The 26,334-nt window shown below is 42.0% G+C and carries 22 protein-coding genes and 3 pseudogenes; 13 read left to right on the top strand and 12 right to left on the bottom strand.

Annotation, left to right across the window (positions count from 1 at the left end):
• Positions 1–182 precede the first annotated feature (182 nt).
• Positions 183–479 (bottom strand): annotated as a pseudogene (locus tag LC653_RS29310) (helix-turn-helix transcriptional regulator); the annotation flags it as partial.
• Between the two features lie 540 nt (positions 480–1,019).
• On the opposite strand from LC653_RS29310, the gene LC653_RS29305 reads away from it, so the two are divergent.
• The 3 genes from LC653_RS29305 to LC653_RS29295 all read left to right on the top strand — a co-directional run bounded on the left by LC653_RS29305 (position 1,020) and on the right by LC653_RS29295 (position 4,054).
• Positions 1,020–1,373: a hypothetical protein gene (locus LC653_RS29305; RefSeq protein WP_229498159.1), complete on the top strand. Its 354-nt coding sequence runs from the start codon at positions 1,020–1,022 to the stop codon at positions 1,371–1,373.
• Between the two features lie 74 nt (positions 1,374–1,447).
• Complete coding sequence (locus LC653_RS29300; protein ID WP_229498158.1) at positions 1,448–1,822, top strand: hypothetical protein; 375 nt, start codon at positions 1,448–1,450, stop codon at positions 1,820–1,822.
• Positions 1,823–2,578: 756 nt separating this feature from the next.
• Positions 2,579–4,054 carry an SIMPL domain-containing protein gene (locus tag LC653_RS29295; RefSeq protein WP_229498157.1) on the top strand — a complete coding sequence of 492 codons (1,476 nt, stop codon included), beginning with the start codon at positions 2,579–2,581 and terminating at the stop codon, positions 4,052–4,054.
• Between the two features lie 216 nt (positions 4,055–4,270).
• Here the strand turns inward: LC653_RS29295 and LC653_RS29290 are convergent, their stop codons facing one another.
• The 6 genes from LC653_RS29290 to LC653_RS29265 form a co-directional block, all read right to left on the bottom strand.
• On the bottom strand, positions 4,271–4,501 hold the full coding sequence (locus tag LC653_RS29290; RefSeq protein ID WP_229498156.1) for a DUF6737 family protein: 231 nt from the start codon (positions 4,499–4,501) through the stop codon (positions 4,271–4,273).
• A 630-nt stretch (positions 4,502–5,131) separates the two neighbouring features.
• Positions 5,132–6,100, bottom strand: a complete 969-nt coding sequence (locus LC653_RS29285; protein ID WP_229498155.1) for a TauD/TfdA dioxygenase family protein — start codon at positions 6,098–6,100, stop codon at positions 5,132–5,134.
• Positions 6,101–6,673: 573 nt separating this feature from the next.
• The gene (gene ligA / locus LC653_RS29280; protein ID WP_229498154.1) at positions 6,674–8,710 is read right to left on the bottom strand and encodes an NAD-dependent DNA ligase LigA; all 2,037 of its coding nucleotides are present in this window, start codon (positions 8,708–8,710) and stop codon (positions 6,674–6,676) included.
• A 311-nt stretch (positions 8,711–9,021) separates the two neighbouring features.
• Positions 9,022–9,321, bottom strand: coding sequence for a type II toxin-antitoxin system RelE/ParE family toxin (locus LC653_RS29275; RefSeq protein ID WP_229498153.1), 300 nt, complete (start codon positions 9,319–9,321; stop codon positions 9,022–9,024).
• Positions 9,321–9,578: a type II toxin-antitoxin system ParD family antitoxin gene (locus LC653_RS29270; protein ID WP_229498152.1), complete on the bottom strand. Its 258-nt coding sequence runs from the start codon at positions 9,576–9,578 to the stop codon at positions 9,321–9,323. Before LC653_RS29270 ends, LC653_RS29275 begins: the two co-directional genes overlap by 1 nt.
• Positions 9,579–9,868: 290 nt before the next feature.
• Positions 9,869–10,147 (bottom strand): hypothetical protein, encoded by a 279-nt coding sequence (locus LC653_RS29265; RefSeq protein ID WP_229498151.1) that lies wholly within the window; start codon positions 10,145–10,147, stop codon positions 9,869–9,871.
• Between the two features lie 620 nt (positions 10,148–10,767).
• On the opposite strand from LC653_RS29265, the gene LC653_RS29260 reads away from it, so the two are divergent.
• From LC653_RS29260 to LC653_RS29245, 4 genes are all read left to right on the top strand, one after another.
• A complete protein-coding gene (locus LC653_RS29260; RefSeq protein ID WP_229498150.1) occupies positions 10,768–11,130 on the top strand; it encodes a hypothetical protein in 363 nt (120 codons plus the stop codon).
• Between the two features lie 105 nt (positions 11,131–11,235).
• On the top strand, positions 11,236–14,739 hold the full coding sequence (locus LC653_RS29255) for a CHAT domain-containing protein (protein WP_229498149.1): 3,504 nt from the start codon (positions 11,236–11,238) through the stop codon (positions 14,737–14,739).
• 133 nt (positions 14,740–14,872) lie between these two features.
• Positions 14,873–15,295 carry a hypothetical protein gene (locus LC653_RS29250; RefSeq protein WP_229498148.1) on the top strand — a complete coding sequence of 141 codons (423 nt, stop codon included), beginning with the start codon at positions 14,873–14,875 and terminating at the stop codon, positions 15,293–15,295.
• Positions 15,295–16,587: a hypothetical protein gene (locus tag LC653_RS29245; RefSeq protein WP_229498147.1), complete on the top strand. Its 1,293-nt coding sequence runs from the start codon at positions 15,295–15,297 to the stop codon at positions 16,585–16,587. The genes LC653_RS29250 and LC653_RS29245 overlap by 1 nt, the downstream gene beginning before the upstream one ends.
• Positions 16,588–16,598: 11 nt before the next feature.
• On the opposite strand, the pseudogene LC653_RS29240 reads toward LC653_RS29245, so the two are convergent.
• A pseudogene (locus LC653_RS29240) lies at positions 16,599–16,763 on the bottom strand (ATP-binding cassette domain-containing protein); the annotation flags it as partial.
• 71 nt (positions 16,764–16,834) lie between these two features.
• Here LC653_RS29240 and LC653_RS29235 point away from each other — a divergent pair.
• The 3 genes and pseudogenes from LC653_RS29235 to LC653_RS29225 all read left to right on the top strand — a co-directional run bounded on the left by LC653_RS29235 (position 16,835) and on the right by LC653_RS29225 (position 18,619).
• Entirely contained in the window at positions 16,835–17,041 is a 207-nt protein-coding gene (locus tag LC653_RS29235) for a PI-PLC domain-containing protein (RefSeq protein WP_372478239.1), read from the top strand.
• A 190-nt stretch (positions 17,042–17,231) separates the two neighbouring features.
• A pseudogene (locus tag LC653_RS29230) lies at positions 17,232–17,426 on the top strand (glycerophosphodiester phosphodiesterase family protein); the annotation flags it as partial.
• Positions 17,427–17,503: 77 nt separating this feature from the next.
• Positions 17,504–18,619 carry a DUF3466 family protein gene (locus LC653_RS29225; RefSeq protein ID WP_229498146.1) on the top strand — a complete coding sequence of 372 codons (1,116 nt, stop codon included), beginning with the start codon at positions 17,504–17,506 and terminating at the stop codon, positions 18,617–18,619.
• A gap of 217 nt (positions 18,620–18,836) precedes the next feature.
• On the opposite strand, the gene LC653_RS29220 is transcribed toward LC653_RS29225, so the two are convergent.
• The 3 genes from LC653_RS29220 to LC653_RS29210 form a co-directional block, all read right to left on the bottom strand.
• The gene (locus tag LC653_RS29220) at positions 18,837–19,532 is read right to left on the bottom strand and encodes a class I SAM-dependent methyltransferase (protein ID WP_229498145.1); all 696 of its coding nucleotides are present in this window, start codon (positions 19,530–19,532) and stop codon (positions 18,837–18,839) included.
• Between the two features lie 342 nt (positions 19,533–19,874).
• Positions 19,875–20,981 (bottom strand): iron-containing redox enzyme family protein, encoded by a 1,107-nt coding sequence (locus LC653_RS29215; protein WP_229498163.1) that lies wholly within the window; start codon positions 20,979–20,981, stop codon positions 19,875–19,877.
• Positions 20,982–21,674: 693 nt separating this feature from the next.
• Complete coding sequence (locus LC653_RS29210) at positions 21,675–23,348, bottom strand: peptidoglycan D,D-transpeptidase FtsI family protein (protein ID WP_229498144.1); 1,674 nt, start codon at positions 23,346–23,348, stop codon at positions 21,675–21,677.
• A 16-nt stretch (positions 23,349–23,364) separates the two neighbouring features.
• Between LC653_RS29210 and LC653_RS29205 the strand changes: the two genes are divergently transcribed.
• A complete protein-coding gene (locus tag LC653_RS29205) occupies positions 23,365–23,646 on the top strand; it encodes a hypothetical protein (protein WP_229498143.1) in 282 nt (93 codons plus the stop codon).
• A gap of 83 nt (positions 23,647–23,729) precedes the next feature.
• Here LC653_RS29205 and LC653_RS29200 read toward each other — a convergent pair whose 3' ends face one another.
• Positions 23,730–24,620, bottom strand: coding sequence for a hypothetical protein (locus LC653_RS29200; RefSeq protein WP_308189157.1), 891 nt, complete (start codon positions 24,618–24,620; stop codon positions 23,730–23,732).
• Positions 24,621–25,222: 602 nt separating this feature from the next.
• Between LC653_RS29200 and LC653_RS29195 the strand changes: the two genes are divergently transcribed.
• A complete protein-coding gene (locus tag LC653_RS29195; protein WP_229498142.1) occupies positions 25,223–25,420 on the top strand; it encodes a hypothetical protein in 198 nt (65 codons plus the stop codon).
• Positions 25,421–25,992: 572 nt separating this feature from the next.
• Positions 25,993–26,325, top strand: coding sequence for a hypothetical protein (locus tag LC653_RS29190; RefSeq protein WP_229498161.1), 333 nt, complete (start codon positions 25,993–25,995; stop codon positions 26,323–26,325).
• Positions 26,326–26,334: the final 9 nt, after the last annotated feature.

Here is a 26,334-nt window from a genome sequence, read left to right as displayed (position 1 = left end):
CTTCTCCCACCAGTCCAGCATTGCTTGTTACCTTTAGCACCCGATTTCAATTACTCTACCGTATATGCTGTGCTGTTTGTTAAATCCTTTATCAGTAAGCCTTTCAAGACTTAACGGGAAAAGTCAGCTCCTGTTGAAGTGTTTGTTCCAAAAGTAAACGACTACCGGAACCTGGTTCACGGTTGTCCCCCAACCCTAGCTAGACTCACTCGTAGTTGCTGATTACAAGGAACAGATTTGATAAGAACTGCCTCAATTTCAGGTAAATCCTGCTCTAGCCAGAATAGATCCTCAACTTGACAGCCAAGCGCTTTTGCTAGGCGGAGTGTAATCGCAACTGAGGGCGCATATTGCCCTGACTCTACACCACTAATAGTCTGACGGGTAAGACTAGCGATGTTCGCCAAGTCTTGCTGGCTCATGCCTAGACCGGTTCTAATTGACTTCAAGTTATTACGAAGATTACTATCCTGCTTCATTGGCTTTAATCTCTCAGTTTCAAAAAGCCGTAGCGGATTTAACTCGCATCTACCAAGGCAAAAGCACATCTTTGAATGTATAGCATTTTTCCTCAAAGATATTTTGTGCGATGGCGTACCCGCCCTTTCCGGTGGCGATCGCACTCTTGATTCCCTCTAAAACCAGAATATCATAACTATCGCCAATTTTATTGCGACAGGCAAAAATTTTTGCTCTGATTCATCTGCCACTTGCACAAGAGTTATTCTGGCTTTAATTCTTTTTTTAGTAACTTCGCTTTATACCAATTAATTTGGTTGAAAGCAGCGATTGATACAGTTTTAGTAATGGGTTTCAGCTTTGATGCTTGATAGGAAAGTAACAAAAGCCGTAGAAAACTTACCAACAAATTCTGCCGCATGGGTAAATTTTACCCCAACTAAAAATTGTTAATTTTACTCAAAGAAAAATGCATACAGCATTAGCAATGCTGCGTCCCCTTTACTGTGCAGAAATGAGATGAAATTATAGTTTTTAGCACAATAACAATGGAGAGAGTAATGATTACCGAAGAAGACTTAGCCCAACAATTTACTCTGATTATTGAGCAAGCTCACCCAAGAGCATGGAAATTACTACAGTACTGCTATATAAAAGTGCTAAATTCTAAATCAAAAGGAGCATGTATACCTCATGCCAAATATATAAGGATTTACTGTCCTGACAGACTGATTGCTGCTATAGTAGCAGAAAAAAATCTACTGATAGAAGTGGCAGAATATTTGGGTCTAGTTGAAGTTGTTTGCGTGAATGCTACAAATTTGTTACACGATCCCAAATCGCAGATTAAGAAGATTTATCCTAAATTGTGGTTAGATTTGCAATGGATTGTTACGCAAAAGCAAGAATTATGAAAATTGGGATTTTGTCTAATATTAATCCTGCTAAATTCTCAGCTTGTTAATTTCTTAAAAGGTACAAAAATCTTATGATTCAGCCCTACCTATCTCCAGATGATTTGCCTTCCAATCTGACAATTCAATTGAGTGAAATCCTGTTCAGACAACTCGAAGAAGCAACGAAAAAAAATTTTTTCTTAGCGAGCGATCGCATCACACGCATTTTGTTGTCAAGTTGCCATTGGTATTTCAAAATTAATAGTGGGATTCTGATGTTAATTATGATTTGCCCTGATATAGAAAGTTATCAGAACATCATGATAACTATTCCCCAATTCACCGACATGTTAAAAAGATTTACTAACAGAGGTCGAATTACTGTTAGCCCTCCAGCTGACAAAGGTATACCGTGGGTACTCAGCATAGATGAAATCTTGCCTGAAGAAGACTCACCCACTATCTGATAAATATATTATCTATCCAAAATAACGGGAGCATCCCAATGCAAGCAAATTTACCAAGTTAGCAGGTAGTCAAGTCGCTTCGCTCCAATTTGTAATTACTAAGAAAGTAATACTTCGGCTACGCGAGCGTACAAGTTCGTAATTGATACCCCATACATAAATGTGTTGGCTCTGAACTGAGGATGCGGAGCATTTCTATATTTTCCATAACTGAAGTTATTGGCTCTGAAACCATGAATTACGAATTACGAATTACGAATTACGAATTATTTGGTCATTGCGAACGCTTCATTTCATTACGTACCCTGCGGGAACGCCTTGGGCGAACGCAATGACAAAATATGTTTTTACACATTTGGAATGCTCCCCAAAATAACTCACTTGGTTTTGGCGTACCAGATAGAAATAGTGACTTAATTGCTACAATTGTGACCCTCTTAAGTTCGACAAATTTGTTATGCAATATTAAGTCACAGATGACCTTAAAAGATTGCATTCACTACTGCTGACATGTCAACACTGCGTTTTTTACCGCCTTTTTTAGCTGCTAGAATTAGTCTCGATTAACAATTCCCACTGCTATTAAGTCAAGTTACTTGGGTATGATGGATTCATGGCTCTGGTAACGCTGTCATACTTAAGTATTTTTATCTACTGAGAGGATACTGTTAAGTGGGCTTTCTTACTTTTCAAACATCCTCTAAGATTAAAACATCAACAGATTTCAAACATCATTATTTAAGCAAGGAGAATAAGATGGCTAACACAGATAATCAAACTCTTGTGATTATCGCTCCTCTGACTGGTAGCACTAATCCAAACACTGCTCCTGTTCAGATATTGGAAGTTACTGGTCAAGGAGAGGTCACCGTTCCCACTACTTTAACTGAGGTGCAATTGGGGATTCAAGTACAGGGAAAAACCTCAACCGAAGTTCAAGAAGAAGTTGCTCAACGTTCAGCAGCGGTAGTTGATGTGCTGCAAAAGCTTGGGGCGCAAGAACTTCAAACTACATCTATTCAACTAAATCCCGTCTATAGCTTTGAAGATAATACTCAAACCCTAATCGGCTTTAGAGGACTTAACACACTTCAGTTTGAGTTACCAACGGTTCAAGCTGGGGCAGCAATTGACACAGCTATCCAAGCAGGTGCGAATCTAATACAGGATATAAGCTTCACTGCCTCAGACGAAGCATTGCAGCAGGCACGCCTCCAGGTTCTTAGCGAAGCTGTTAAAGACGCCCAAGCTCAGGCTGGGGCTGTTTTTAGTACCTTGCAGTTAACCCCCGGAAAGATTATTGACATTGATATTAACTCAGCTAGCAATCCTAGCCCATCTCCTTTGGTATTTGAAGCATTAAATAGGACGTCTTTTGCAGCAGGTAGTACAACTCCTATAATTGGTAGTCCTCAGACGATAGAAGCTAGTGTTTCTCTAGATATCGCTTATTCTCCAAATTCAGCAGGTACTCTCGCTTCGGCTACTGATAATCTCACAGGTGCGATTAAGCAAGCTCTTGCGATCATCGATCCCCTGACTGGTAGCACTAATCCAAACACTCCTCAGATATTGGAAGTTACTGGTCAAGGAAAAGTCACCGTTCCCACTACTTTAACTGAGGTGCAATTGGGGATTCAAGTACAGGGAGAAACCGCAACCGAAGTTCAAGAAGAAGTTGCTCAACGTTCAGCAGCGGTAGTTGATGTGCTGCAAAAGCTTGGGGCGCAAGAACTTCAAACTATATCTATTCAACTAAATCCCGTCTATAGCTTTGAAGATAATACTCAAACTCTAACTGGCTTTGAAGGACTTAACACACTTCAGTTTGAGTTACCAACGGTTCAAGCTGGGGCAGCAATTGACACAGCTATCCAAGCAGGTGCGAATCTAATACAGGATATAAGCTTCACTGCCTCAGACGAAGCATTGCAGCAGGCACGCCTCCAGGTTCTTAGCGAAGCTGTTAAAGACGCCCAAGCTCAGGCTGGGGCTGTTTTTAGTACCTTGCAGTTAACCCCCGGAAAGATTATTGACATTGATATTGACTCAGCTAGCAATCCTAGCCCATCTCCTTTGGTGTTTAATCTAGCAGCAGATAAAGCTTTTGCAGCAGGTAGTACAACTCCTATACTTGGTGGTACTCAGACGATAGAAGCTAGTGTTTCTCTAGATATCGCTTATTCTCCAACTTCAGCAGGTACTCTCGATCTAGCTCTTTATGGATTCTAGTGATCTGCTTAGGAACGTGAATTAAATAAAATACAAAACTTCATCAATTATCTAGCTTCCCTCTCCAATATATCGGAGAGGGATTGAGGGCGCGGTGTAGTCGCACCGCGTTCCAAACAACAAACCTCTACTCAGTCTGGGGAAACCCTGAAATAGCTAAGTTCTGTCATAGATCCAAGAATCTCCGTGGCTTCAGCCCGGAGAGTGTCAATCGAATTAGTCCTTATACGACTCCGAAATCCCACTGCGAATTATTAGTTGTGGCCAAAACAACACAAAAAATCCCATCCACGTTACTACAGGGATGGAGACGAGAACTGTTAGCCAGATAGTTTTAAATAGTAACCAGCTACCACTAATCAGTGTTACACCTGTGAGAACTATAGACCAGGGCTGACACCACCAAGGTTTGTAGTTCCACGGGCTTACGGGCTTTTGTTCAGACATTGATTTTATTTAATAAAGCTCCAAATTTTCCTTTAACAATTTTTAGGGTAAATGATCTACTAGGGTTCCAGAGTCGAAGGCGTTGGCTTTGCCAGCCGCAGGCACCGCTATCAATATTATCAAGGTATTGGTAAAATTCGTGAGAAATATAACAATGCAATCCAGATTAATTCTGGTTATCGTCCACCTACTGTTAATGGAGAGCAAAAAAGCGCTGATTTAAGGAAATTTATCGCTCATACTCTTGCTAACCTCCCTTATTGAATGAAATAGCCTTACTAGAGACTTTATGAATAGGAGTTCTCGTACTCTGCGGGTACTCCGTTGGAGAACTCGTAGAGCAGTCGCTATGCAATACGGTTCGGTTAAGGCAAGAGACGCGATAAATCGCCGTCAAGACAAAGGACTGATTATTGTAAAGACGGCGATTTATCGCGTCTTTGCGATTAGCGGCGTGTCATCAAAAAACTTTATCCGAACCGTATTGAGTCGCTATGCGTCTATGGATGCAACACATGATAAGGACACAGCAATGCTGTGCCCCTACGAGTGGTCTGTATTCCATGCAATTGAGAACTGCTGCTATAAGAGTAGGACATATTCCGCAGCGCTTGCTTACCACTCTGTAGCTTACGAAAGCACTGGTTCCGCTTCCAGGTTCTCGGCTTTGTTCTTCAAGATGGTTGGTAATTGGCTGTTGAATGCTTCACCTTCAACTACTTGCGATCGGAAACCATCGGGCCCGACTGGAACATCACCCGTGATGGTGGTGCGATAGAGGACGCGCTCGACTTCCAGATGATCCAGATCCTGCGGGGCTAAATGCGAGGTGGCGCGATTGTCCCAGAAGGCAATGTCACCGTTGTTCCATCGGAAGCGGGTGGTGTAGGCAGGCTTGGTGATCTGGTTGAAAAACAACTCAAGCAGCAGGTCGCTCTCTTGTCGTGACACGTCAAGAATATGCGAGGTGAAGCCAGGATTCACGTACAATGCTCGTTCGCCTGTCTCAGGATGAACCCTGACGACTGGATGTATTGAAACTAGGGGATTGGCTGCAATGCGCTGGGCGATCTTGCTATTGCTGGGTAGATTCAAACGCGCATTGAAGCGATGTTCGGCTTTCAATCCATCTGCTAGCGATCGCAGAGGTGCTGATAGACCCTCGTAGGCTGCGACTAAGTTAGTCCACTGTGTGTCACCACCGAAGCTGGGAACGTTAACCGCACGCAAAATCGACGCGGCAGGCGGGTTGACAACTGCTGTCACATCGGTGTGCCAACGGCTCTCGTAGCTGGAACGCCGCAGACCGTTGCGCCGTTCGTAACGGCTGCGGTCAATCGGCAGTATTTCTGAGAAGCCTTCAATTGGCTCATCTTCGTGGGGATGCGCGTAGGTAACTTCGCCAAAACGAGCCGTGAAAGCAACCTGTGCAGCATGATCGATGTTCTGACCGCGAAAGAACACGACTTTCCACTTCAATAGTGCTTGACGAATTTCTTTGACTGCATCATCGTGCAAGGGACGTGAAAGGTCTACGCCACTGATTTCGGCACCGATGAAACCGGCTACCTGTTTGACTTCAATGTGTTTGTTGCTCATGTGAATTCTCCATAGTTTGATCTATAGGGCACTCTTCGCACTCGTCCGTTTCTTTTGGTATGTTGCTTGCAGTTAATGACTACATACCAAAGGAAGCGATCGCAGCTGAAAACTATTATACCTTAAGTCGATAGATTTGCAGTAGTATAAAATATCATATTTTAGACTGCCGAAACCTCTGCACACTACGGGATCTTCCTACAAAAAACTCTGGACAACAGATTGACTCCCTTTTTTAGGCTTGCTCTAATTCCCTCCTTAAAAAGCTACGGTGTATACACAAGTGCTGTCCACATACGTTTCAACTCTTTTACCCACATTTTTGTCAGAGTTAAACTGTCATACTCACCGACTCCCGCCCAGAACTAAAGTTCAGCTATGAGACTCGGAATTTATTCCGAGGCGGGATAGTAACGCAGTGCGAGATTTATTAATTTATTAATAAAGATATGGCTGCGACAAGACTTGTGTATACACGGTAGCCTTAAAAAGAGGGTTAGGGAGGATCAAGGCTGAAGCCAAGCTTAATAAACGTTAACAATTAATAAGTCTGACGGGTTGACCAGATATGCATCAATCCTCAAACATCTCCAACAACTGCGGCTCGCTTAATTGCGTAATTCCCAAGGAAAGCGCTTTTTCTAATTTAGAACCTGCATCTTCTCCTACTACCAAATAATCTGTTTTTTTACTCACTGATTCAGTCACTTTCCCACCAGCTTTTTGAATCAAAGCCTTCGCTTCATCTCGCTTTAAGGTTGGCAATGTTCCCGTAATTACAAAAGTTTTACCTGCGAACTTTTGATTACCATCACCAACTATTTTTGTTTCCTCTGCGGCAGCTAATTGCAATCCTTCTGCTTGTAAGCGTTCTATTAACTTTTGGTTGGCATCAATCCGAAACCACTGGTACACAGATTGGGCAATTTCAGCACCGATACCGTAAATTCCTTCAATATCTGATTGCTTTGCTGTAGCTAACTGCTCTACAGTGAAATATTTCTGAGTCAACAATTGGGCATTCACACTGCCAACGTGACGGATGCCTAAACCATACAATACCCTTGACCAAGGTTGGTTTTTCGATTGAGCGATCGCATCTACCAATTTCTCAGCCGACTTTTTCCCCATCCTTTCTAATGCACACAATTTGCTTTCTGTCAACTCATACAAATCGGCAACAGAATGCACCAAACCTTTATCAACGAGTTGATGCACGAGCTTTTCCCCCAAGCCTTTAATATCCAAAGCATCACGACTTACCCAATGTTCAATGGAACCTTTAAGAATCGCTGCACAGGAAGCATTGACGCAGCGAGTCACCGCCTCACCTAATTCTCGCACCACTGGTTGACCACAGACTGGGCAATGGGTGGGCATAACGAAAGGTTCAGTGTCAGGGGGACGGAGTTCTTTTAGTACCCTCAGCACCTCTGGGATGATTTCCCCAGCTTTGCGGACGATCACAGTATCGCCAATGCGAATGTCTAATTGAGTAATGCGATCGCTGTTGTGTAAAGTAGCGCGAGAAACTGTTGTTCCCGCCAGTTGCACCGGGCGCATTTCTGCTAACGGCGTTAACGCCCCCGTTCGTCCGACATTTACAGCAATATTTTCTACACGAGTGGGTGCTTCTTCGGCTGGGTATTTCAAAGCGATCGCCCAGCGAGGGAATTTTTGCGTAAACCCTAGCTGTTCTTGAAGTTTAAAAGAACTCAGCTTTACTACTACCCCATCAGTCATGTAGGGTAAATTCAGCCGTTCCGTATCCCAGTATTCATAATATTTTGCCACTTCTGCGATCGAGGCACACAGTTTATGGTTGGGGTTGACTCGAAAACCCATCTTTTCTAATAACTCCAATGCTTCCCATTGGGTATTGGCAATACTGGCGTCATCTCTACCAGGAATGTGCAAGGTGTAGCCAAAGAAATCTAACCACCGTTTAGCGACAATGCGCGAGTCTAGTTGCCTGAGTGTACCAGCTGCGGCATTACGGGGATTGGCAAATAATTGCTCACCTGCTTTTTGTCTTTCCTGGTTAATTTGTTTAAATACTTCCAACGGTAAAAACGCCTCGCCGCGTACTTCCACCCTTTCTAGAATTTCTAACCCTTCAAAATTCAAACGCAAGGGAATTGAGCGAATTGTCCGTACATTTTGGGTGATATCTTCACCCGTCACCCCATCACCCCTAGTTGCACCCCTAACTAGAATGCCATTTTGATAGGTAAGAGCCAAAGCAGAACCATCAATTTTCAGTTCACTGACATATTCCACCGAGTCTATTTTCGGTACTTGTCGCCGCCAACGCTGATCCCAGGCTTGCAATTCATCGATATTAAATGCATTCTCCAAACTATAGAGGGGGATATTATGCCGCACCGAGGTAAACTGCGTTGCTGGCCTCTCACCCACGCGCACAGTCGGACTATCAGGAGTCGCCAATTCTGGATATTGAATTTCCAGTTGTTGCAATTCTCGATATAGTTGGTCATAGACTGCATCCTCCATAATTGGAGCATCTAAAACGTAATAAGCATAGCTTGCTTGTTGCAATAACTGGCGAAGTTCTTCTGTACGTTTTACTTCCGGCTTAATCTGGATCATTAGACTTATTACAAAATACCTAGCGATTGACACTCTCACCGCTAATTATGATGTAGCGGGAGATTCTTGTTTCATCCCCACTTAACTAAATCAGTATTACTACTAATTCCCGTCAAAATAATTCGTAATTTATAATTCGTAATTCGTAATTATTACCCCACGACTGAAGTCGGGGGCCTAATTGAGGAATAAATTTATTTGTCTCCATAAAATGTTAGTTAGTTGCTCTGTACCTTTAATTACGAATTACGAATTACGAATTAGTAATTATTTGGTCATATCAAAATACTGTACAACTCCCTTTTGACGACTTACTCATCATCATCAAAAAGGCTTTGGATGTCTCTTGCCCCATGTAGAACACGAATGACTTCAATCCCTTGGTTTATAGGACGGTAGAAAATTAGATAATTACCTACCGGAAAACTCCGCAGATTTGGCGCTAAGGAATCACGCTTTCTTCCCATACCTGGCTTTGATGCCAGCATTTTGAGTTGGTTGTCAATTTTTTGTAGAAGCCGATCTGCTTTTTCAAAGCTGTCATTAGCAATAAAATTCCAAATATCCAATAAATCAGCTTGTGCTAACGGTTTTTTGAGAATTATCGCCATTATGCGGATTCTCTCTGTTGCCGTTGTTGTTTTGCCAATTCGATAATTTCATCCATGTTTAGAGGTGTTGATTCTCCGCTATCAATCCCTTGCTGTATCTCCCGACGCAAATCGGCAAGGCGTATTGCTTTGAGCGCATCCTGATCCTTGAGCAGCCGTAGACCTTCACGGATAACTTCCGAAGCCGAAGTATACATACCGCTTTCAACTTTGGATTGCACCCACTTTTCCAGTTCTGGGGTCAAAGAAACGTTCATCTGCTACCTCTTGATAGACTCATAGCAATAATCTTACCGAGAATAACAAAAAATGTCCAAGTTTGTTATTACTGGATTTGATATCAGTCTTTTTAAGAGCCAACGCTTCTAATACGCGACAACCAGTAAACAGGGAGATACCAAAAGGATACATACTTAATCTCAATGTTATTACTAGTCATCCGCTTACCTAAATTAATATTTTTTAAGAGAAAAAAGCTTAACTGAACTGTATTGCACCCTAACCCTCCCCTTTATAAGGGGAGGGGACTAGATAGTATTTGACTGAGTTATTGCATCAAAATCTGACGGCTTAAAATACTCATGACTTCATGTGGATTACCTGTTGGTAGTAGGACACTCCAATCACCAACGTTGGCATAGCCGAGAACTTGCAACAAGTGAATTGTGCTGGTAACGGCTTTTGGTGAACCAATCAATAAATGTTTAATCGGTTCTCTTTTTGGCGATGGCTTTTGGTCAGATAAATTCAGAGGGGGTGCGTTGTTGCCTTGGGTAGGTAAATACTGCTTTTGTTGTGATTTGGCGAACTTTTTTGATTGTGTCATGATCATAGTTGACTCCAATTGTAGGGGTTAAATGAAAGGCGATCGCCCTCGGCCAAGAGTCTGCGATCGCCTTTCTTATTTGAATATATAGTATATTTTTATACCTTTCAATAGTTATTTAAGTATTTTTACATAGAATTAGGCGTGAAGATGTCATTAGTCATTTGTCCTTTGTAATTACAACTGACCAAGGACGACCATAACAAAAATTTTCACAACTCAAATAAGATTGCTATAAGTTCCTATATTGAATTCGGGTAGTCGTTTATTGAATTCGGGTAGTCGTTTATTAAATTCGGGTAGTCGTTTATTGAATTCGGGTAGTCGTTTATTGAATTCGGGTAGTCGTTTATTGAATTCGGGTAGTCGTTTATTGAATTCGGGCAGCCGTTTATTGAATTCGGGTAGTCGTTTATTGAATTCGGGCAGCCGTTTATTGAATTCGGGCAGCCTACAAGAATTTACGCAAAAGCATTTTAAATATTTGTAGTAAATAAGTCAATTTATACTGAATTATGCGGGTGTCAAGTAACCCTAATTCTGTTTATCCTAGTGCTGTACAGTCTAGGGTAGAAGTCAGTTTTTATCCTGGCGCATTATTAATAACAGAAAGGTGATTTATGTCACGTCTAAAACGCGGGTCTAAAGTAATTGATAGAGCGCAGCGTCGGATTGCGGCTTTGAAATCGATCAGTCCCAGCTTAGACTTAGGGAATGGGGTAACAATTGACGCCTTTGCAACCCTTATCAAAACAACACAAGATAAATTGGAAGCTTATAACTCAAGCCTTTCCACCGTGGATATGACTCAGGAAGCCTTAGAAGTTACCGAAAAGTCGCTGATGCAACTAACAGAACACATGTTACTCAGTGTAGCTGCAAAGTATGGCAAAAATAGCGATGAGTACAAAATGGCGGGGGGTGTTCGTCGAAGCGATCGCAAGCGTCCGATGCGAAAGCCTAAGCAAGAGGCTATTGCTTAATAAACAGGACTTATGCGGTGATACTGTGTAAGTCCTGCTATAAACAGTCTCTGACTCAGCCAAGAAGTTATAATATCAATCAAACTGATTGGACTTTGGGTAATAATGCCAAATCCTAGCGTAGCAAGTTTACTAGAGCAAGGACACAACCAACTTGATCGGGGAGAGTACCAAGCAGCTTTACAGATTTTTCAGCAAGCTGCTGTACTGGAACCGCAAAACCCCCAAGTAAGTTATGGGTTGGGTCTGACTTGTTATCATCTGGAACAATACCACGAGTCCATTGAATATCTGAACCAAGCTTTGAGAATTAAGCCAAACTACATTTTGGCGCTAGTATGGCGAGGATTGGCTTACCAAAAAATTGACCAAGCGCAGCAAGCACAAGCAGATTTGGATCGAGCGATCGCACTTACCCCCCAAGATTCTGAAGACTGGCAAGGTAGAGGAATTGCATTAAATGAATTACAACGCTATGAAGAAGCAATAGAATCTTACGACAAAGCCATTAAATTTAAACCAGACTTCGATTGGGCTTGGAACAACCGGGGGATTGCGCTCTCGAATTTGGGACGCAACGAAGAAGCAATAGAATCTTACGACAAAGCCATTGAATTTAAACCAGACTTCGATTGGGCTTGGTACAACCGGGGGAGTGCGCTCTGGAATTTGGGACGCTACGAAGAAGCAATAGAATCTTACGACAAAGCCATTGAATTTAAACCAGACTTCGATTGGGCTTGGTACAACCGGGGGGTTGCGCTCTCGAATTTGGGACGCAACGAAGAAGCAATAGAATCTTACGACAAAGCCATTGAATTTAAACCAGACTTCGATTGGGCTTGGCACAACCGGGGGGTTGCGCTCTCGAATTTGGGACGCTACAAAAAAGCAGGGCAAACGCATCTAAAGTATAAGAATCCTTTAATAGCAGGGGTTTTGGCGTTTTTAAAGTTAGCCTGTTTTTTCGTCAATATCCTTGTACAGCAAGGGTTTCAAAAATTAGGTGCGTTTGCTTTGTACGAAGAAGCGATTGCATCTTTTGACCAAGCACTGAAATTTAAACCAGACTTTGATGAGGCTTGGTACAACCGAGGGATTATGCTGGGGTATTTGGGACGCTACGAAGAAGCAATAGAATCTTACGACAAAGCCATTGAATTTAAACCAGACTTTGATGAGGCTTGGTACAACCGAGGGATTGTGCTGGTGTCTTTGCGACGCTACGAAGAAGCTGTTGCATCTTTCGATCAAGCACTGAAATTTAAACCAGACGACGATTGGGCTTGGCTCGTCCGGGGGATGATGCTGGGAAATTTGGAACGCTACGAAGAAGCGCTCGCATTTTCCGACCAAGCACTGAAAACTAAACCAGACTTAGATTGGATTTGGTTCTTCTACCGAGGGATTGTGCTGGGGAATTTGGAACGCTACGAAGAAGCTGTTGCATCTTTTGAGCAAGCCATTAAATTAAAACCAGACTTCGATTGGGCTTGGTACAACAAGGGGTATGCGCTCTCGAATTTGGGACGCTACGAAGCAGCTGTTGCATCTTATGACCAAGGACTGAAATTTAAACCAGACGACAATAACGCTTGGTACTACCGGGGGATTGTGCTGGGGAATTGGGGACGCGACGAAGAAGCTATTGCATCCTACGACAAAGCCATTGAATTAAAACCAGATAAGCATGAAGCTTTGGTTAACAAAGGAAATGTACTCGTTAAGTTAAAGCGAGATACAGAAGCCATTGAATTTTATAATCGCGCTCTTAACTGTATAGATCCTCAGTGGTGGGAAGCTTGGAATGATAATCAGGGTTTAGCAAGCATATCTGCTCTAAATAAGCAAGCTGCTGTAAAAACTTCGGTGCATAAACTAACACCTGGCGCTCGAGGAAGTAGCAGCAAATTGTATCCTGAAAAATTGAAACAGTTGCAAGATTACATAATGCAACTACCAAGTCTTTTCTCAGATTTATCTCAAGCAAAAAAAAGCTATGAAGAAGCCTTTAAGTTCCTGACATTTGATAAGTTTCCGGAGGAACACTTGCAAGTCTTGCAAGAATTGCTGAAAGTATATTCATTGGATAACTCTGAAGAATTCCAGAGAAAGTTGGAGGAAGGGACTCAGTTGTTAGAAAAATTGCTGAGAGAACCCAAATTAGAGCAAAAGAGAATAGAGCTAGACAGCAAATTTGCGGCTTTTAATCAAATGCGGGTAGATAACCTTGCACAGTCAAATGTTCTAGAGAAACACATAGAAGCTTTAGAAATAGCAGAGACACGTAAAAATACTTGCCTTGCTTGGCTGAAGAAAGGTTCAATTTATCAACCGCCTACCAAGTTTGGCTTTGAACAGACGAAAAAACTACTTAATCCCAAAACTGCGGCAATTTACTGGCATCTCAGCCCTATTGCTATTACTACTTTTATTATCAAAGATAATGAACATAATGAACCCCTAAAAATCCTGTCACCACAATTACCAAGAGAATCACAACAGGGATCTCGCTCTCATCTTTATCAGCTTCAGCGTTTTGAACGCTGGATGCAGCAATGGAAAAAGTCTTATCAGGATTACTGTAATGTTTCTGACACAGATAAAGAAACGACTCCTTGGCGGAAAAATATGAAATCTAGGTTGAAAACTCTTGGTGAAATTCTACAAATTAAGCGCATTGTTCAAGAAAATCTCCAAGATGTTGATAACTTGATTCTCATTCCCCACCGGGAATTACACCTATTACCCCTAGATTACTTATTTAACGAGAAAGATTTTATCATTACTTACTTACCAAGTTTTCAGATTGGCTTGCAGTTGTTGGAATGGACATCAAACAGCGAAAATACTGATAGCCAAAAACTTCTGAATATAGAAACGCCTTTAAAGGACTTTCCCTTTACACAAATTCAATCTGCTGCTCTTTACCACCTATATCGATGGTATGGTAAATTGCCAGACCCGCCTGAAACAAAAACTAACTTGCTCGAAGCTTTAAAAAAGTATGAAGGTTACTTTCACTTCACAGGACATGGCTATCACAGTTTTGAAAACCCGACAGAATCAGCTTTGGAGTTAACAGACAAAGAGAAATTGACTTTGGGTAACATTTTTGAGTGTCTAGAATTAGACTTACGAAAGTATCAACTAATTTGTCTTTCTGCTTGCGAAACTGGGGTCACTAGCCAGGAATTTAGCAAAGAGAGGATAATCGATGAATATGTTGGTTTAGTAAGTGGGTTTCTTGCCAAGGGAGCAAACCACGTTGTTAGTAGTCTGTGGAGAGTCGATGAACGTTCCACTGCTTTACTCATAATTAGATTTTACCAGTTACTCAAGCAAAGACAAACCCCTACCATAGCACTGAGACAAGCAAAAGATTGGCTACGTCAGTCAACCTATAAAGATTTAGCTAAGTGGTATAGAGACTTGGCGATGGAATTAAATGAATCCGAATCGGGACAGTTTCTGAACACGGAAGCGGAAAACATGGAAGAATATGACACAAAGAAGAAGGAATCTACCGAACCTCCCGAACTTCCTTATGCTCATCCTTATTATTGGGCTAGCTTTATTTTAACTGGTAAACCAAGTACAACAGGGTAAAAGCACACCCAACTCTGGGGCGAACGCCGTTCGCGCCTACAACATTTTGTTTTTTCCCAAGATATAAGTAGCTATAATTACTCAGACAAAATCAGTTAAACCTTATTCCCCCTTGTTTTCCCACTCCCCCTCTATGCTTGACGCACTACAAAGAATCACCCTTCGCGCCTTTTTAATAGCTTTGGTAGAATTAGATTCTCCTTTACCAACAGATTTACAGCACGAAATCAATAAAGTTGGTGAAATGCTTGCAAACGCACAAAATGATGATGTTCTTAAGCGATTGAAAGAATTGGCAGAAAACGACTGTCTTAAGGCGTTTTACCATAAGGCGCGAAGAGATATTCAGAAGCTATATAGACATCAAGAACTCAACAGATTTGAGCAACCCGATCAGCAGATTCAAGATAGAATACACGCAAATTCTATTACCAATATTGCGATCGCAATACCCTCAGATACTCTTATTAATATTGCGATCGCAATTTTGAAAGCTTCTGATTCTAGCGTTGAAGCTAAGAAGCACAAATCAGAAATTATCCCAAAAAATTCTTAATGTGTAAAATAGAGTATCCCACCCTAGACTTATTCATTTATAATCTTGCAGATGGTTCAAGTAATACGCAAGATTATTGGTCAAAGCTTGCAGAACAACTTAAACAAAAGGGATTCTCAACTAAAACCAACGACGAAGATCGACAACGCCTTGATTTTTGGAACACAATTTCAACTGCTGTTGATGGTTCTTATAGTCAAGCAAATTTTGATGATACTAACTGCCTACGCTATAGTTGCTCTGTAGATCAGCAAGTTGAATTATCTAATATTGAGCAGACGTTAACTCAAATCAAAGATTTAGCCCTTTTACCAAAAATTGGACATTTAGCACCTGGAAGACTTTCAGAAAATGGCTATTTAGGACAAACTTGGATGATATCAGGCTGGACAGCCCCAGCTAATAACCCAATTTCTGAAGAAAACGCTCATCAAGCTTACAAAGCCTTAATTCCACAAGGACACCAACATCAAAACTTAGGAGAATTTTTAGGCGCTAAAGTCTATGAAATGTGGCGTGGTGAAGGGCGTTGGGAAAAAATTGAAAAAGACAGTCATGTAATAATTGTTTTCTATCCTGATGAACTTACATTTCAAAAGGCTAGTGGTTATTATAACGCATGGAGATACTTGTTTTACTGTAGACATAAAATCCTTTGGGCTTATGAACAGGGACGGGAACTAAAATTAAGGCTGTTGGAGAAATATAAGCATAGTTTAATAAACCAAAAGAATTTAGAAAGTTTATCAACCAAAGGATTGCAAGAGCTAAAAAGCGAATTGCAAAAAAACATTAATACTATATTTAATTACGTGCAAGATATAAACCTCCTGCAAACTCAACAGCACACAGTTGAAGTTAATGAGCGTAACTACGAAAAATACTGTAAGGAAATTTTTCCAACCGATAAATTTTTAGAAGAATTCAGCAAGATAGTCAAAGACAAATACCAGGTACAATTAGAAAAAGACTATCTTAGTCTAAATCCGGGATTAGCAATATTAGAAAACTTGACCGCTACAATTCGCGGCATGGTGGAGATACACCAAGCAGAAGTGGAGGAACAGCAAGCACAGCGCGATCGCAACCTCAACACTACTATTGCTATTGTAGGTATTGGACTAGCAACAAGCCAGATTGCATCCTCTGTCATTGTCGCTCAACAAACCCCACCTAAAGATATTCCTTTCTACCAAACACAAGCTTTTTGGTACAGTATTGGCACAGGTGCGATCGCCAGCCTTGTTTTCTGGATTATTCTAACCAAAATCCTACCTTGGCTTCGTCGTTAAATTCAGCCGCGTCACAAACAATTCTCCATCAAAAGCAGCAATTCGGAATCAGCAACTAAACCGCAGGCAATACAAACCCGTTTGGCTTCACCACCGGACAGAGAACCAGCTGACTGATTTGCCAGGTGTTCACAGCCAAAAGTTGTAAGTGCAGTATCTACCCTTTGCTTAATCTTGTGTGTTGGTGTTCCGCGAAACTTTAATACCTTGGCAACATTATTATTCTACAAAAACAGATTTCCCTTTGATGCAATTGCTGAATAACAGTGGTAAACCTGATGATTTTATACTTAGTCGCAATGAACGCACTTATGCAGATTTAGCAACTGCATCAGGTTTAGAAGAAATTGCTAAATATGCACAAGCGGTTGGTATTCATAAAAATTTGCTGGTTCCTAGAGACAGCAGTGGTAAATTGCGATCGCCAACATCTTTAGGACTTACGCACGGGTAACGGAAAACGAACCACAGAGAAGCCAGTGCGCCCTTGCGGTTAAGAGACTTGAAGCAACTGGCGCGGTGCAGAGAAGCCAGTGCGCCCTTGCGGTTAAGAGACTTGTTCGCTCAAGCGCGTTCCCGCTATGACAGCAACTGGCGCGTCACGGAGAAATGAGAGTTTGAGAGGGTTTTTGCGTAAGTCCTAATCTTTAGTCATCGATGCTCATGCGGCTGGTTTGCTGGTTCATGTCTGGACTTTCCGTAATGAAGACTGTTTTTTGCCACTGGACTTTCAAGGAAATCCCCAAGGCGAATATGAACTATTTTTTAGCTTAGGTGTTGATGGCGTATTTAGCGACTACTTAGATACGGCAGGTTTTCACTTTACTGTTCAGTGGTAATTTAGTAGGGTAATAAAAAATTACGGAAAAGTCACATGCTTTTACTTAAGTGGAAATTTTGTATAACAGCAATAACCTTGACTGCAATCAGTCTTACTGCATCCAAGTCGGCATTGGCGGCATCTCTATACTCAGTTACTGACTTAGGCAATCTTACAGGAGAAGCATTCAGTTACGCTACAGACATCAATGACTCAGGTGAGGTAGCGATTAATTCTTTTGCGAGTTCTTTTTTTTACAGCAATGGTTCACTTAAAAAAATTAGTCCGTTGCCTGGCGATAATCAACTTTCAGTAACTGGTATCAATAACTTGGGGCAAGTAGTTGGTAATTCGGTTAGTAGTAATAACTTTACTGGAAATAACCCTTTCCTATACAGCAATGGCATCACCCAACCCCTCTCTATCCGAAACGCTATTCCTTATGCCATTAACGATCGCACCCAAATAGTAGGGGGAGGAAGCGGACTTGGCCCTTTTTTATACAGTGATGGTATAGTAACCAGCATAGGAACTCCTGATAATGTTGCCTACGGTTTAAATAACTTGGGACAAGTAGTAGGCTTTCTCGGTTCAAACACAGGTTTTCTGTACCAAAACGGCCAAACTACTAATTTGGGAGCTTTGCCAGTTGACCAGTACAGCGTAGCAAATGATATTAATGACTTAGGACAAGTGGTAGGTAGTTCTGGATTCACTGGAGTAGATGATGGTCGTGCTTTTCTGTACAGTTCCAGCACGGGAATCCAAGACCTCGGTAGGTTACGTCCTACAGATTTGTTCAGTGTTGGTGCGGGAATCAATAATTTAGGTCAAGCAGTCGGGTTTTCTGGCGCTAATGGTAACTTTTTTGCAGCAGATGGCAATGGTTTGCGGGCTTTTCTTTATAGTGATAACACTCTGTACGACTTAAATGACCTGATTGCTCCTGGTTTAGACGCTGGTTTTACCTTGACAGCAGCATCTGCCATTAATAATAAGGGACAAATTGTCGGTCGTGGTGCAGTTAATGGTGAATTACGCGCCTTCCTCTTGACGCCAACCTCATCTGTCTCTGTACCTGAACCAATTTCAGGCTTTCCTATTTTGTCGTTCGGTGCTGTTGTAACTTTATTTGCAGCACTCAAGCGCCAACCTCACTCTAGCAATGCAGTCATACAACAAAAACTTCAGGTAAACAAAGCGATTACTTGAGAATACGGATTTATTTAATCTGTATTTACTAATTTAGAATTATTAGGACTTACGCCAAATTGAACGCTGTATGTAGGGGCAATTCATGAATTGCCCCTACACCTGGTGATGTAATGTTGTACTGCATCTGAATGGGAACCGCTATATACATAGGCGGTTGAAATTTATAAAAATTTGCTAGTTCCTAGAGACAGCATTGGTAAGTTGTTCTCGATTTTCACAAACTAGTCATAACCTGAGCCAATTGATTAGATAAATCAACTACAGAATCCTGGCATTTGTTAAATAAAACGCCAGCTAAAAAATAATAATCGCCAGAATAAAATGCCATGTTGTTTTTTCGGAGTTCTTCTATGTGGTTTTTTACCTTGGGATCAGAGCTATAGTAGCCGAACTGTAAAGGTAACACCATGAAATTTTGAACACAATATCCATTTTCTTTGGCTAGGTTCAGCGTACTTGTTGGATTAGAAAAACTAGATATTAAAACCAACACATTTTCATAACCTAACGATAAAAGATCGTTGGTAACTGTGGCTCCATCTACGCCCCCAAATAAGAGTGGCATATAAATATCATTATCTGGTGCAGGAAGATAGGGCGGATTGGCTACAAGATACTCGGCATCGGGTTGAGAAGAATTAAACAAAGATGAATTATGGATTATGTATTTATTAGTGAGATTATATTCATCGATAGTTGAATTTGCAACTTTCCATGCAGAGGTATTTAATTCAAATCCTTGGATTACGCCATCAAAGTTATTTCTTAATAAGGAATTAATTACAGGGCTGCCATCTCCTGAGCCAAACTCCACAATAGATTCGTAATTTTTACAATTTCTGAAAACAAAATTTTCTAAACAGTTTGAGTAAAAATTAGATTCTTCAGGACAAAAAAAGATATCTTTCATTTGACTGCACTTCAATGTGTAAGGTATAATCAATGTAAAAGGAGGTTATTTAACAATACGCTTGGGTTAAGGTTAAAACTCATTATCAACGTCCATTTGTTTTACGAACCGCAGAGGCGCAGAGTAAACAGAGAGAAGAAAATGCTTAACCCAACCGTATTGGGTTATTTAATACCTTAATATCAAGGAAATAAATAACCCTTCTTTTAGTAAAGAAGTCCTCACTAAAGAAATTGGATTGTAGGTAGATTAGCGATACAATAATTTAGAAATGTGAAATTATAAACGTCAGAAAAAATCTGCCATTTTTTAATTTCTAATTTTTTAGATTTCTTAGATGAGTCAGGCGGATTGTTTTGCTTCACGTATTGACCGCACAACAGCAGCACCGGCGCGATCGCTCATGAGTTTCTGTTGGTCGTACCCAAGTACTAATTCCCATGCATCATTGGGATATCGTTCTGCTAATGGCAAAGCTACATCATCTAACATCCAACGGCCGTGGCGTTCATCTTCCCTGATGTGTAGTTCCCAATAACCCACCGCTACTTCTGAGAGTCCGAGTCGTTGTGCCACCACCATATAATTTTTGTAAACCGCAGGGCCAGCCACTTCAAAATAGGTTAAACCGCCGCTATAACGCAGAAAATAGCGTTTGCGCTCAGTCACCAGAAAGTTATGATTAGTAGAAGCTAATACTTCCCAAGGTACTAAATCTAAATATGCCTCTGGTTCAGTGTTCATTCCAAACTCAGCAAGCATTTGGGCAAAAAATGTAGAGTGCTTGCGAGATAAACGACCATTGCCGTATTCTTCTATTAGTACTCGCATCAGTGTACACTGCACTTCATTAGCAACACCACCCAAAATGCGGGAAAGATGACTAGCTTCAACCAAGCCATCAAAAGAGCCGATCGCTAGCAGGTGACGATAGCCAGATTCAGTCATTTCCTCACGAATGTAGCGGCTACTCTCCGACAAAGGCGGATTTAAATCGGTAGATGTGCGCTCAATTAGCGCTTGTTTTACATCTAATTGTTGCAGTGCAGCCACATCGATTTGTGCCAGTTCCCACTTTTGCCAAGCAGCTTCAATTTGGTCACGACATGAGCACAAGTAAAGCGATCGCTCATTAGTATAGTGTCGCAAATCGTCGTACCAAAACAGCTTTAGCCGATTAATTCGATAAAGTATGCGTTGCAGAAAACGGTGAGCCTGTTCATCAGAGCGATCGTTTTTATAGGCAGCGCGAATTGCCTTTGAGAGCGCCTGTTCAAACTCACTAGCTATTGCAGGTTTTACATCTAGATGATGATCCAAATCCTCCATTGCTAGCAGTTCTATAAATTGCTCCTCAGCACGATCGTACTTGGTAATTGTTCTTTCTTCTGTTTGCGTACTCTTTTTCGCAGCCCCAGCGTTAGGAAATATAACTAAATTGCTTTGCATGGAATCTTCGGTAGCATTGGAAAAGTGAGAAATTACTTTCACCTCTAATACTTAACTTCCCACACGAGTAGCTTTCTGTACCTCTTTCCCTGGTTATAAAGAAAAATTAAGTCTAGGGGAACACAGGAAAAGGGGCAGGGGGCAGGGGGCAGGGAGCAGGGGGAGCAGAGAGGAATGATTTCTAATACCAATTCTATATAAAGATGCGCTTAATTCGACCCCCCTGTAGTCCCCCCGATGCTTTGGGGGGAAGCCGAAGGCGGGGGGTAAATATGGGTACAGCTTCACAGAGAAACGGTATAACTGTAATTTGGTAGAAATTAAAATTTGGGAACGAGTCTTTGATACTCGCCAACGAGTCTTTGATACTCGTGAATGAGTCTTTAATACTCGCCAACAAGTCTTTGATACTCGTGAATGAGTCTTTAATAAGTAGTTGTGCAAAATTAAATATACATTTGTCATTGCGAGTGGAGCGAAGCGAAACGAAGCAATCGCAAGGGCTTTGGATTGCTTCACTTCGTTCGCAATGACATAAATAACTTTGCGTAACCACTTACTCGCCAACGAGTCTTTAATACTCGCCAACGAGTCTTTGATACTCGTGAATGAGTCTTTAGTACTCGCCAACGAGTCTTTTAACTCCGTTAATGAGTCTTTTAACTCGACTCTTCTGTGCCCCCTGCCCCCTGCCTACGGCGCTTCCTTCTGCTGCTCAATCGCCTTACTTGGCGGAATCTCCTCAAGAGGAATGAGTGCTTCGATTACCGACTTCACAATTGGGGCGGCGACAGTAGAACCATAAGCACTTTCTCCTTTTGGTTCATCCACCAGTGCGAACACTACATACCGAGGAGATTCTACTGGCAAAATAGCCACGAAGCTGGTCATTCTAGCACCCTTGATATATCCACCATTAGGACTAGCTTTTTGGGCTGTACCAGTTTTACCAGCAATGCGATATCCCGGAATTTGTGACGCCTTCCCACTGCCTTCATTAACAACAGTTTCCATCATTTCCACAACCTTTTTGGTTGTTGCGGCTGAGAAAATTTGGCGGGGGATGGTGCGAGTAGGTGAATCATGCGTTTGCCCTTTGCTATCAATTAGCCCTCGAACTACATGGGGTGTAACTAACTTACCGCCATTGGCTAAAGCACCGTGCATTTGCACTAGCTGTAACGGTGTCATAGAAAAGCCTTGCCCAAAGGAAGTAGTAGCTGGTTCAATTGGCGAAGCAATAAATTCTTCTTGACTTTTGAGCCGACCACCAACTTCAAAAGGTAAATCTGTATCAACTTTTTGTCCTAGCCCCAAGCGTTCTAGCCAGTTGTAGTAGATTGAAGGCTTTAAGCGTTGGATAATTTGCACCATGCCAATGTTGCTGGAATATTGCAAAATCTGAGCGATGCTGATTCGCCCATACCCATTATTCATCGCATTTTTGATGGTGTAATTAGCTACTCTAATAGAACCGGAGTCATTAAACATATCATCTGCTTTGATGACGCCATTTTCCAGAGCGATCGCTACATTCAAAGGTTTAAAAGTCGATCCCGGTTCATAAAGATCCGCCACCGTCCAGTTTTTAAATAGCGAGATATTAGCTTTAGAGTATTCATTAGGGTTATAAGTAGGCTGAGAAACAAGGGCGAGTAAGGAACCATCTAATGCATCCATCACAATTACTGCCCCACGTTTGGCGTCAAACTTTTCCATCTGTTGTTTAAGCGCAACGCGGGCAATTCGTTGCAGACGGCTATCAATAGTGAGTTGCAGTCGCAAATCATCAAAATGCAAAAAACCTTCAGGGGCATGATCAGGCATCAAGGCCCCATCACCCGACCGACTGAGCCGCACCGTTTGCACAGGACGTTCTAGCAACTTTTCTTGAGAGTATTCCACACCTGCTTGACCACGGCGGTCAACATTCACGTAGCCCACCACGTCAGAAACCAAATCGTCTGGCGGATAATATCGGGAATATTTTTCAGCCCACTCTAAGCCATTTAAGCGCAAAGAGATGACGCGATCGATAATTTCTTCCGGGAGGGCTGGGGCAAGTATAATTCCGCTTCTTTTGCTTTGAAAAGTTTTTACCAATTCAGCAGTATCTTTTGCCAATATTAGGGTAAGTCGCCCTGCCATCTCTTCATTAGACTTATCAAACAGCTTGGGATGAGCGTACAAAGTATATACAGGACGGTCAATCGCCAACAGATTACTATTGCGATCTACCACCGGACGACGGGGCATAAAAGGTCGCAAATTCACCATTTGCTGGTTTCGCGCCTGCTCTGTTAACTTTGGCCCCTTGACAATTTGTAGATTATACAATTTGACACCCAACCCCAATCCTGCTGCCATTAATATGCCCCATACTATGAACATTCGAGACTTGGTGCTGGATGTTTGGTCTTGGATATTAGAGGCAAATGTCCCCAACAACCCTGCTTTAGAACCCTTCTGTCGCCTTTTAAATGCTGGATTGCGAAACTTTGTGAATTTTGTTCTGCTTGGTGATTTTTGCATTGGGTTTGTCCTTTGTCATTTGTCATTAGTCATTTGTCCTTCGTCTCTCGTCCTTGGTCTTTTAAGTTCTGTTCCTCCTTGGAGTTGGCATCATCACCTAAAACCGACACTCAGACCTCTAAGTTTTGTCTGAAACTAATGACCAATACTTCTCTTCTTAGGCTGCGCCAACGACTACGCTCAGTACAAGTAACCAATGACCAATGACTCTTAACCTTAATACCCCAGTGGCGAGAGTGTTTGCTGTTGCGTTTCAGAATTTGGCGTTGTGTTAGATGATGCTGGCTTAGGACTATGAGATGCTGGAGGCAAGAAAATCATCCCTTGAGGAGTCGGCGATACCAGCCCTGCTGTTGGTTGTTCTGCTTCCTGGGCAAATTTATTTGTCAGCGTCGCGTTGGTTGTCGTTAGTAGCCGCTCATGACGTTGGAGGTTTTGCAGTCTGCGATATGACTTACTCCAAAGCTCTTGCGAATATACCGTCCACCCATAAACAGCAAGTGTCGATGCTACTAACAAGAACGCCAAAACTGACGAATAACGGTGAAAGGTGTACAAGCGTAGCAACCACAAAGGTGCTGCTCCAGAATTAGGCATTGTGGGAAAACGAAGAAAATCTACCCCCGGAGTTTTCTGGTTTGCACTCGACTGCTCATTGAGATTTAGCACTTGTTGTCTACCCACCTCTTTCACCGATTTGGGCGTAACTGCTTTATTTGTGGGAGAAACCGCTAGATTTTTCGAGGAACGCTGTCGTCTTTGAGAGGATACTGGTGCAGCTTGGGCAGGGGGTGTTGAAGGGCTTTGTGCTGCTGATTCTATCCGTGCAGAACGTCGCCTCCCTAAAGAAAGGATAGAATCTCGCCGGAACCAAGTACCTCTTGTAGAAACAGCAGATTTACGAGCAACTACCATAATTTTTTTTAGATGGGAAATACTGTACTTTAGATTGATTGTCTTAATTGTCTGTTTTTGCTTAGTTAAAATCGCCTTCTGTGCAACAAGCACACATAACAGACTACACCCTTTTAACTGTTCTGATAGATAGCTATACCAATTGCATCGTCTAGAGGGAGCATCCCAATTTTGCACGAAGGTGTTTGTCATTGCGTTCGCCCCTGGCGTTCCCGTTGGCGCGGCCTAAGAAGAGAAGGGTATGAAGCGGTAGCGTAGTGTTCGCGCAGGGTACGCCTTGGGCGAACGCAATGACAATTCATAACGTGGTTTTGATATAACTTACACATTTGGGATGCTCTCTCGTCTAGATCAGGACTTACGCAAACAATAGCCGAGCCGAGACCCTTATTTCACGTAGGGGCAATTCATGAATTGCCCCTGAGCGCGTGTACTTTTGCGTAAGTCCTATAGATATTGCAATTTTGCAATCAGCGATTAGCAACTGGACAGCTTGCCTTTAGATATCGCACCTAAAGTATGGCAACGCTGGGCAGGAAGGTGCAATACTCCGGAAAAAATAAATTTTTTGCTATAATAGCTCGGTTTGTTAGAAAATTTGCTAATTTCCGTTTTGCTCCTGAGTTAAGAGAAACTAATCAGATGGCTGTATGATACCTAATCCGAAAAACAATACCCCAAAGGATTGTTTTTTTTAGTATGTAATCTCGTAGCATTAAAAAAAAAGCAATAAATACGGTATCGTATTCAACAGGCGAAAAATTGTTCTAGCCACAATTGGTGAAAGAGGAGTTATGAAAACAAAAATCTTTGGTTTGGCTGTAATCTTAAGTTTGGCTACAATTCTCGGAGCCTGTGAAGGCGGTGGTGATGCTGGTGGTGGCGGTACTAGTACCCCGGCTGCTACAGGTGAACCAACTGATGCACCTGCTGCTACTCCCGCAGTTACTCCCGCTATTACTCCCACTGCTAGTCCCACTGCTACTCCTTGATAAGGCATCAATCAGCTTTAGTTTAAATCATGCCCAAAACAGCTTAGTAACAACGCTCGTCACCAGATAGCTTGAATTACATTAGGTTCACGTAAAAACCTGTATTTTTCTCTTGGTGTATCAGAGCCTAGAGTTTGCTCGAATATCAGCTAAGTAGGGCAGCAAGTATAGGACACTGGTGATGAGGATTACCTCCTCAACCATGTGTCCGCCTAAAATCCTCGCCTGACCGAACTTTATTCCAAGTCCAAGGGAGTTGAGTTCTGTAAATCTAAGCCATCTTGTGGGCAAAGTACTTCCCTGGTTTGGTGTTTGCAATGGCTTAGACTCCTGAGTTTTCAGAGGGCAAAACAATTCATCGCGATCACTGGCAATTGCTCTTGGGCATTCCCTGTAGTCTATTCCGTATCAGAAGAGACCTGGTGATGCCCCTTGATATTGCCAGATTTTTATTGGGAAAATTTTTAACTTTGGGAATGGGGAATGGGGACTGGGGACTGGGGACTAGGGAATGGGGAATGGAGAATGGAAAAAACAGATTTTCATCCTGCGTTGTGAACGCAGTTCAGGAGATGGGGAGAGTTAAAGCAATAAAGACAATAAAATTATTGAGCTTAATTTTGATTAGTGGAACCTTTTTTGTGTTGAGTAGCTCTTGGCGTTCAGCAGTAATAGCATTACCACCACCAGAGGATACACCAGAAGAAATATTACGCACTAAGATTATCATAGAAGCGCGATCGCCTATTGATGGAAAATCCCTAACAGCTGCCGAATATATTCAATTACAAGCGCAGCTCCAACTTGCCCCGCCCCCAAAACTAGACCCCAAAATTCGGGAACAGATTTTCTTACTTCGTATACGTAAAACGTTACTCCAGTTTTTCCCATTTTTAAATTTTTGATAAATTCGT

It is taken from the genome of Nostoc mirabile CHAB5784, from assembly GCF_020829645.1.
GTDB classification, from domain to species: domain Bacteria; phylum Cyanobacteriota; class Cyanobacteriia; order Cyanobacteriales; family Nostocaceae; genus Nostoc; species Nostoc mirabile.
The sequence above is the reverse complement of the archived record's forward strand: the minus strand, read 5'-3'. Positions and strand labels throughout refer to the sequence as shown.